This window comes from Burkholderia sp. AU30198, assembly GCF_020419825.1.
In the GTDB taxonomy this organism is placed as follows: Bacteria; Pseudomonadota; Gammaproteobacteria; order Burkholderiales; family Burkholderiaceae; genus Burkholderia.
Genome location: NZ_JAIZSA010000013.1, coordinates 240,054 through 248,706, shown reverse-complemented (window position 1 = coordinate 248,706; position 8,653 = coordinate 240,054). Strand labels below are relative to the sequence as shown.

The 8,653-nt window shown below is 68.1% G+C and carries 8 protein-coding genes; 5 read left to right on the top strand and 3 right to left on the bottom strand.

The genetic code is table 11. The annotated features are described in order from the left end of the window. Positions 1 to 146: 146 nt before the first annotated feature. Complete coding sequence (locus tag LGN19_RS26695; RefSeq protein ID WP_043189505.1) at positions 147 to 830, bottom strand: DedA family protein; 684 nt, start codon at positions 828 to 830, stop codon at positions 147 to 149. A gap of 173 nt (positions 831 to 1,003) precedes the next feature. On the opposite strand from LGN19_RS26695, the gene mutL reads away from it, so the two are divergent. Then, entirely contained in the window at positions 1,004 to 2,986 is a 1,983-nt protein-coding gene (gene mutL / locus LGN19_RS26690; protein ID WP_226217994.1) for a DNA mismatch repair endonuclease MutL, read from the top strand. Continuing rightward, the gene (miaA, locus tag LGN19_RS26685; protein WP_174956989.1) at positions 2,983 to 3,957 is read left to right on the top strand and encodes a tRNA (adenosine(37)-N6)-dimethylallyltransferase MiaA; all 975 of its coding nucleotides are present in this window, start codon (positions 2,983 to 2,985) and stop codon (positions 3,955 to 3,957) included. The genes mutL and miaA overlap by 4 nt, the downstream gene beginning before the upstream one ends. A gap of 5 nt (positions 3,958 to 3,962) precedes the next feature. Here the strand turns inward: miaA and tetR are convergent, their stop codons facing one another. Beyond that, on the bottom strand, positions 3,963 to 4,595 hold the full coding sequence (gene tetR / locus LGN19_RS26680) for a tetracycline resistance transcriptional repressor TetR (RefSeq protein WP_226217991.1): 633 nt from the start codon (positions 4,593 to 4,595) through the stop codon (positions 3,963 to 3,965). 63 nt (positions 4,596 to 4,658) lie between these two features. Between tetR and tet the strand changes: the two genes are divergently transcribed. Next, positions 4,659 to 5,858, top strand: a complete 1,200-nt coding sequence (tet, locus tag LGN19_RS26675; protein WP_226217989.1) for a Tet(A)/Tet(B)/Tet(C) family tetracycline efflux MFS transporter — start codon at positions 4,659 to 4,661, stop codon at positions 5,856 to 5,858. Positions 5,859 to 5,919: 61 nt separating this feature from the next. On the opposite strand, the gene purM is transcribed toward tet, so the two are convergent. After that, entirely contained in the window at positions 5,920 to 6,975 is a 1,056-nt protein-coding gene (gene purM / locus LGN19_RS26670) for a phosphoribosylformylglycinamidine cyclo-ligase (RefSeq protein WP_006484927.1), read from the bottom strand. Between the two features lie 250 nt (positions 6,976 to 7,225). Between purM and hda the strand changes: the two genes are divergently transcribed. Then, positions 7,226 to 7,960 carry a DnaA regulatory inactivator Hda gene (gene hda / locus LGN19_RS26665; protein WP_226217987.1) on the top strand — a complete coding sequence of 245 codons (735 nt, stop codon included), beginning with the start codon at positions 7,226 to 7,228 and terminating at the stop codon, positions 7,958 to 7,960. Positions 7,961 to 7,971: 11 nt separating this feature from the next. Then, a complete protein-coding gene (locus LGN19_RS26660) occupies positions 7,972 to 8,649 on the top strand; it encodes an HAD family hydrolase (protein ID WP_174956987.1) in 678 nt (225 codons plus the stop codon). Positions 8,650 to 8,653: the final 4 nt, after the last annotated feature.

The following is an 8,653-nucleotide window of genomic DNA, read 5'->3' as shown; positions in this document are numbered from 1 at the left end:
TGGTCGAACAGTCGGTGAACATCTACAACTGCGAGCGGCCACATGCCGCCCTCAAATACAAAACGCCCGATGCGGTGCATCGGGCGTTTAGCGGGTGAACACTGTCAACCTATTCCAGGACTTGACAACCGAAAACGAAGCTCCGCTCAACGCCCGCCCGTCTTCTGCGCGTTGTCCGACTGCCGCCCGCGCACGAGCTTCCAGACCGCGCCGAGTGCGACCGGCACGACCGCCGCACCGATCCCGGCCAGCACGATCACGTTCAGATACTGGCGGATGAACGGGATATTGCCGAAGAAGTAGCCGAGCAGCACAAGCAGCAGCACCCACACCAGCGCACCGATCACGTTGAACAACTGGAAGCGCGCGACGCTCATCGACGACGCACCCGCAACGAACGGCGCGAACGTCCGCACGACCGGGATGAAGCGCGCGAGCACGATCGTCTTGCCGCCGTGCTTGTCGTAGAACGAGTGGGTTTTCTGCAGCGCGGCGCGATCGAGGAAGCGCTCGAGCACCGGGATATGGGTATTGAACACCTTCGGGCCGACCCAGCGGCCGATCAGGTAGTTCACGGTGTTGCCGGTGACCGCTGCGACGAGCAGCAGCACGATCAGCGCGCCGACGTTCATTTCACCCGTCGCCGCGAACGCGCCGCCGATGAACAGCAGCGAATCGCCGGGCAGGAACGGGAACACGACGAGCCCCGTCTCGCAGAACACGATCAGGAACAGCATGAGATAGACCCATGCGCCGTACTGCCGGATGAAATCGCCGAGGAAGGCGTCGATATGCAGGACCAGGTTGACGAAATGAAGCAGCGTATCCAAATGCGATTCCTCGATGGCGAAAGGGCCGGAACGGCCGAAAAAGGCTGACGCGCCCGCCGGTCAAGGCGGTGCGTGTAACGAACCCATGATACCGAAACTACCTTAAGGCTCCGTGAAAAAACGTAACCGCCGCTCGCCCCGGCACGCATTCGCCGCCTCGCTATAATTCGGCCATGTCCGATATCACCGAAACGGCCGCGGGCGCCGCGCCCACCCCCGCTCCGCGCCCGCTGCGCGCGATCCAGCCCCTGCCCGACCAGCTGATCAGCCAGATCGCCGCCGGCGAGGTCGTCGAACGCCCGGCGTCGGTCGTCAAGGAGCTGCTCGAGAACGCGATGGACGCCGGCGCCAGGACGCTGCGCATCGTGCTCGAAGAAGGCGGCGTCAAGCGCATCTCGATCACCGACGACGGCTGCGGGATTCCGCCGGACGAGCTTGCGCTCGCGCTGATGCGCCATGCCACCAGCAAGATCCGCTCGCTCGAGGAGCTCGAGGCGGTCGCCACGCTCGGGTTCCGCGGCGAAGCGCTCGCGTCGATCGCATCGGTCGCCGAGATGTCGATCACGAGCCGGACGGCCGATGCCGCGCATGCGATGAAGATCGATGCGCAAACGGGCGTGCTGTCGCCCGCCGCCGGCGCGACCGGCACGACGATCGAGGTCCGCGAGCTGTACTTCAACACGCCCGCGCGGCGCAAGTTCCTGAAGAGCGAGCAGACCGAGTTCGGCCACTGCCTGGAAATGATTCGCCGCGCGGCGCTCGCGCGGCCGGACGTCGCGATCTCGGTGCTGCACAACGGCAAGGCGGTCGAGCACTGGAATGCGACCGAGCCCGCGCAGCGCGTCGCGAAGATCCTCGGCGACAGCTTCGCAACCGCGCACCTGCCGCTCGACGAGCAGGCCGGCCCGCTCGCGGTCTACGGCTGCGCCGGCCTGCCGACCGCAAGCCGCGGGCGCGCCGACCAGCAGTATTTCTTCGTCAACGGCCGCTTCGTGCGCGACAAGCTGCTGACGCACGCGGTGCGCGCGGCCTACGAGGACGTGCTGCACGGCGACCGCTACCCGTCGTACGTGCTGTTCCTCGACCTGCCGCCCGAAGCTGTCGACGTGAACGTGCACCCGTCGAAGATCGAGGTGCGCTTCCGCGATTCGCGCTCGATCCACCAGTATGTGTTCCATGCCGTCCAGCGCGCGCTTGCGCGCCACGCGGGCGCGTCGCCGGAAACCACGGCGGGTGGCCATGCCGCGCATCTCGAACCGGCGCCGCGCGGGCCGTCGTCGTTCCTCGACACACCGCTCGGGCAGAGCCAGGGCCACGCGACCGGCGGCAGCGGCTTCTCGTCGCCGTCGTCCTCATCGACCGGCAACACCTGGATGCGCCAGGCACGGATGACCCAGGGCACGCTGCCCGTCGCGCAACCGCTCGCGCTCTATGACGCGCTGTTCGGCCGCAAGGACACGGGCGCGGGCACGCCGGACGGCACGACGACCGTCGCCCGCGATTCGGCCGACGCGCCGCTCGCACCGCTGCCGGGCTTCACCGCATCGCCGATCGCCGCCACCGCGCACGACGAGCAGCCGCTCGGCTTCGCGCTCGGCCAGATCCACGGCATTTACGTGCTTGCGCAAAATGCGCACGGCCTCGTGATCGTCGACATGCACGCGGCCCACGAGCGGATCCTGTACGAACAGTTCAAGAACGCGCTTGCCGACCGCTCGGTCGCCGTGCAGGCGCTGCTGCTGCCGATCTCGATGACGGCCACGCCGATCGAGATCGGCACGGTCGAGGAAGAACGCGACACGCTCGAATCGCTCGGCTTCGACCTGGCGGTGCTGTCGCCGACGACGCTCGCGATCCGCGCGGTCCCGGCGCTGCTGAAGGATGCCGACCTGCAGTCGCTCGCGCGCGCGGTGCTCGCCGACCTGCACGCGTTCGGCGGCTCGCGTGTGCTCACCGAGCGTCAGCACGAACTGCTCGGCACACTCGCCTGCCACCACGCGGTGCGTGCGAACCGGCGCCTGACGCTCGACGAGATGAACGCGCTGCTGCGGCAGATGGAGGCGACCGAACGCGCGGACCAGTGCAATCACGGCCGGCCGACGTGGTATCAGCTCACGCTGAACGATCTCGACCGCCTCTTCATGCGCGGCCAATGAGCGCGGCACCGCACTCCAGCCCGACGACGATCGCCTGCCTGCTCGGCCCCACCGCATCGGGCAAGACGGCCGCGGCGCTGGCGCTCGCCGCGCGCCGCCCGATCGAGATCGTCAGCGTCGATTCGGCGCTCGTCTACCGCGACATGGATATCGGCACCGCGAAGCCGTCGCGCGACGAGCGCGCGAGCGTGCCGCACCACCTGATCGACATCATCGATCCGGCCGACGCGTATTCCGCCGCGAGTTTCCGCGCGGATACGCTGCGCCTGATCGGCGAGATCGCCGCGCGCGGCCGCACGCCGCTGCTCGCAGGCGGCACGATGCTGTACTACAAGGCGCTGACGCAGGGGCTCAACGACCTGCCGGGCGCCGATCCGGACGTGCGCGCGACACTCGATGCCGAAGCCGCGCGCGATGGCTGGCCCGCGCTGCACGCGCGGCTCGCGCAAGTCGATCCCGATACGGCCGCGCGGCTCGCGCCGAACGATTCGCAACGGATCCAGCGGGCGCTCGAAGTGTTCATGCTGAGCGGGCAGCCGATGTCGGTGCTGCTCGCCGCGCCGCGGCGCACCGACGATGCGGCTGCCGCTTACCGCTTCGTGCCGGTCGCGCTCGAACCGTCGGATCGCTCGGTACTGCACGCACGCATTGCGCAGCGCTTCGACGCGATGCTCGATGCGGGTTTCATCGACGAAGTCGAGCGGCTGCGCCGTCGCGAAGATCTCCATCCCGACTTGCCGTCGATGCGCTGCGTCGGCTACCGGCAGGCGTGGGAATTCCTCGACGGCGACACCGACTACCGGACGATGCGCGACAAGGGCATATTCGCGACGCGCCAGCTCTGCAAGCGCCAGATCACCTGGCTACGCGCGATGCCGGAGCGGATCGTCGTCGACTGCATCGCGCCGGACTCGACGGCCCGCGCACTCGACGCGCTCGAACGCGTGCTCGACGGCAACACGCCGGCCTGACCGCGTCAGCCACGCTCGCGCGCGGCGAGACGCGCGCGGGCGCCGTCGACGATCAATGCGACGCCACGCTCGAACGTTTCGTCGCCGCTACGCGCGCGCAGCGCGCCCCAGCCCTTTGCGAGCAGCGGGTACTCGGCCGCGTCCGGCAGCGGTGCATCGGCGTCGCCGCCCGGTTCCGCCTGCTCTTCCAGCACCCAGCCCACCACGAAGCGGCCCAGCGCATACATCACGTCGATCGCTTCGTCCGGGGCGAAACCCGCGTCGCCGAGCAGCGCGACCTTGCGCTCGATCGAGCTGAAATGCAGCGCGCGCGGCCGCGTGCCGGCATGCAGGCGCGCGCCGTCGCGATACGCCAGCAGCGCGCGACGGAAACTGCGCGCGTTGTCGACCAGCCACACGTCCCATGCTTCGCCCGGCCGCGGCAGCGACGCATCGTGACGCTCGAGCATGATCGCCTCGGCCATCGCGTCGAGCAGTTCGGCCTTGTTCCGGAAATGCCAGTAAAGCGTCGGTGACTGCACGCCAAGCCGCTCGGCGAGCTTCCGCGTCGACAGCCCGTCGATGCCGACTTCGTCGAGCAGTTCGAGCGCCGCGCGCAATACCGTGTCGCGCGTCAACCGCGCCCCTGTGTCCTTCATCTCTATCACCGATAGGGAAAGCTGTGGAATAATCGCCACTCTATCACCGATAGAGTCACGCTCTTGAATCCGTCCCTGATTGCCATCCTGGCCACGGTCCTGCTCGACGCAATCGGCGTCGGGATCGTGATGCCGATCCTGCCCGGGCTGCTGCGCGCTCTCGCCGACGCAGGCAGCACCGACACCCACTACGGGATCCTGCTCGCGCTGTACGCGTTCGCGCAGTTCCTGTGCGCCCCGCTGCTCGGCGCGCTGAGCGACCGCTTCGGCCGCCGGCCCGTCCTGCTCGTCTCGCTCGCGGGCGCGGCGCTCGACTACCTGCTGATGGCGCTCGCGCCGACGCTCGCCTGGCTTTACGTCGGGCGGCTGATCGCGGGCATCACCGGCGCGAACGTCGCGGTCGCGACTGTGTACATGACCGACGTCACCACCGAACCCGACCGTGCACGCCGCTTCGGCCAGCTCGGCGCGATGATGGGCATCGGCTTCATCGCGGGCCCGTTGATCGGCGGCCTGCTCGGCGCGCTGCATGTGCGCGCGCCGTTCGTCGCGGCCGCCGCGCTCAACGCGCTCAATCTCGTGTTCGTCTGGCGCGCGCTGCCGGAATCGCGGCCGCGCTCGGCCCGCGAAGGCCATGCGGTCGGCGCGCTCAACCCGTTCGCCAGCCTGCGCCGGCTGAGCGGCGCACCGGCGCTCGTGCCGCTGATCGGCATTTACGTGATCGTGGCGCTGGTGTCGCAGGCACCCGCGACGCTCTGGATCCTGTACGGCCAGGAACATTTCGGCTGGTCGACACCGATCGCGGGGCTGTCGCTGGCGGGCTACGGCGCGTGTCACGCACTCGCGCAGGCATTCGCGATCGGGCCGCTGATCGCGCGGCTCGGCGAGCGCCGCGCACTCGCACTGGGCCTCGCGGGCGACGCGCTCGGGCTCGCGGCGATTGCGTTCGCGACCGCCGCGTGGGTGCCGTTCGCGCTGCTGCCGCTGTTCGCGGCTGGCGGCATGACGCTGCCGGCACTGCAGGCGATGCTCGCGCGGCAGGTCGACGATGCGCGCCAGGGTGAACTGCAAGGCTCGCTCGCGAGCGTGGCGAGCCTGATCGGCGTCGCGGGGCCGCTAGTCGTCACCGCGACCTATGCGGCGACACGCGCGACGTGGCCAGGGCTCGTCTGGGCCGCAGCCGCGCTGCTTTATCTGCTCATCCCGCCGTTGCTGGCCGGTGCGCGCGCCGCGAACTCGGGCTCACCGCGCCCGTCGGCATGAAAAAAGCCGCCCGGATCGACTCCGGGCGGCTTTCCTTGCTGCATCTGCTGCAGGCAGTGCGTCAGACCACGACCGTCTGCGCCTCGCCTTCGCGGGTCGCACGCACGGTGCCGATCTTCCACACCTGTTCGCCGGCGGCGGTCAGGTCGGCGATCGCTGCGTCGGCATCGGCCGCCGACACGATCACGGCCATGCCAATGCCGCAGTTGAACACGCGGTGCATTTCCGCATCGGCGACGCCGCCGTGCTCCTGCAGCCACTTGAACAGCGGCGGCAGCGGCCATGCGTTCTGGTCGAGCTCGGCGGTGAGGCCTTCACGCAGCACGCGCGGAATGTTCTCGACGAGACCACCGCCCGTGATGTGCGCCATGCCCTTCACCGACAGCTTCTGCATCAGCGCGAGCAGCGGCTTCACGTAGATGCGGGTCGGCGCCATCAGCGCGTCGGCCAGCGAGCGGCCGTGGAAATCGGCCGACAGGTCGGGGTTCGCGCGCTCGATGATCTTGCGCACGAGCGAGAAGCCGTTCGAGTGGATGCCGCTCGATGCGAGGCCCAGCACCACGTCGCCTTCGGCGATCGTGCTGCCGTCGATGATCTTGCTCTTCTCGACCGCGCCGACCGCGAAGCCGGCCAGGTCGTATTCGCCGTCCGGGTACATGCCCGGCATTTCGGCCGTTTCACCGCCGATCAGCGCGCAGCCCGACAGTTCGCAACCCTGCGCGATGCCCTTGACGACCGTTGCAGCGGTGTCGACGTCGAGCTTGCCGCACGCGAAGTAGTCGAGGAAGAACAGCGGCTCGGCGCCCTGCACGAGGATGTCGTTCACGCTCATCGCGACGAGATCCTGGCCGACGGTGTCGTGTTTGTTCAGATGAAACGCCAGCTTGAGCTTGGTGCCCACGCCGTCGGTGCCCGACACGAGCACGGGCTCCTTGTACTTCTTCGGTACTTCGAACAGCGCGCCGAACCCGCCGATGCCGCCGAGCACGCCGTCGCGCAGGGTTTTCTTCGCAAAAGGCTTGATCTTGTCGATGAGCGCGTCGCCCGCGTCGATGTCGACACCTGCGTCGCGATAGGACAGACCCTGAGCGTCAGGAGCGGATTTCGGAGGATTCATGGGGGAATGCGAGAAGGTCGGTAAAATGCGATTTTACCCGAAGCCGGCCCGTTGGCCGGAATTCCCAGCATCGAATCGTCAGGGATTGCATCTTGGTCAACACGTCCCCGTTTTCATCGCCGAGCGAACCGCGCCGAAACCGGCGTGGCGCCGCGCGTGCGGGCGCGCGTGAAGCCCATGAAGGCGCAGTTCCCGGCGCGTGCCCGGCGTACGGCACGCGTATTTTCAACCGACCCGCATTGTGACTGTTGTGTCCCGTCAACTGACGCTCGATCTCGGCACGCCGCCGCCCGCCACGTTCGACAACTTCATCATGAACGAGGAGAACGACGAGCTCATCTCGCGCCTGCAGAAGCTCGACCTCGCGCTCGCGGCGGGCCCCGTGCCGGATCGATCGTTCTACATCTGGGGCGAGCCCGGCTGCGGCCGCACCCATCTGCTGCAGGCGCTCGTGAGCGACGCGTCGTACGGCTATGCGCGCTACCTGACGCCGCAAAGCCCGCTCGGCGCGTTCACGTTCGACCCGCGCATCGGCATCTACGCGATCGACGACTGCGACCGGATGAGCGACGCGCAGCAGGTCGCGCTGTTCAACCTGTTCAACGAAGTGCGCGCGCACCCGTCGAGCGCGTTCGTCGCGGCCGGCCCCGCGGCGCCGCTCGCGCTCGACGTGCGCGAGGATCTCCGCACGCGCCTCGGCTGGGGGCTCGTGTTCCACCTGTCGCCGCCGTCCGACGCCGGCAAGATCGCCGTGCTCAAGCTCGCGGCGAAGGAGCGCGGGATCGCGCTCACCGACGACATCGCCGCCTACCTGCTGACCCATTTCCGCCGCGACATGCCTAGCCTGATGGCACTGCTCGACGCGCTCGACCGCTTTTCGCTCGAGCAGAAACGCGCCGTCACGCTGCCGTTGCTGCGCCGCATGCTGGCGCGTCCCGGCGACGACATCACACCACCGGGCACGAGCCCGAACCGCTTCGAGTAAAATGCGCTTCCATGACTAATCTGGCACTCTTTGACCTCGATCACACGCTGATCCCGACCGATAGCGACCACGAATGGGGCCGCTTCATGGTGAAGCTCGGCATCGTCGACGCGGAAAGCTTCTCGCGTCAGAACGATCAGTTCTTCGCCGACTACAAGGCCGGCCAGCTCGACATCCACGCGTACCTCACGGCGATGCTCACGCCGCTCGCGAAGTATTCGCGCGCGCAGCTCGCGCAATGGCACGAGCAGTACATGCACGAGGTGATCCGGCCCGCCATGACACCCGCCGCGCTCGAGCTCGTGCGCAAGCATCTCGATGCGGGCGACCTGTGCTGCGTCGTGACGGCGACCAACGAATTCATCACGCGCCCGATCGCCACCGCGTTCGGCGTCGACACGCTGATCGCCTGCGAGGCCGAAACGACCGACGGGCATCCCGATTCGCCGTACACGGGCCGGCCGACCGGCACGCCGAGCTATCGCGAAGGCAAGATCGTGCGAACCGAAGCGTGGCTCGCGTCGCTCGGCAAGCAATGGAGCGATTTCACGCACACCTATTTCTACAGCGACTCGCACAACGACATTCCGTTGCTCGAGAAAGTCACCGACCCGATCGCGACCAACCCTGACGACACGCTGCGTGCGCATGCAAGCAACCGCGGCTGGCGCATCCTCGATCTCTTCTGAACGT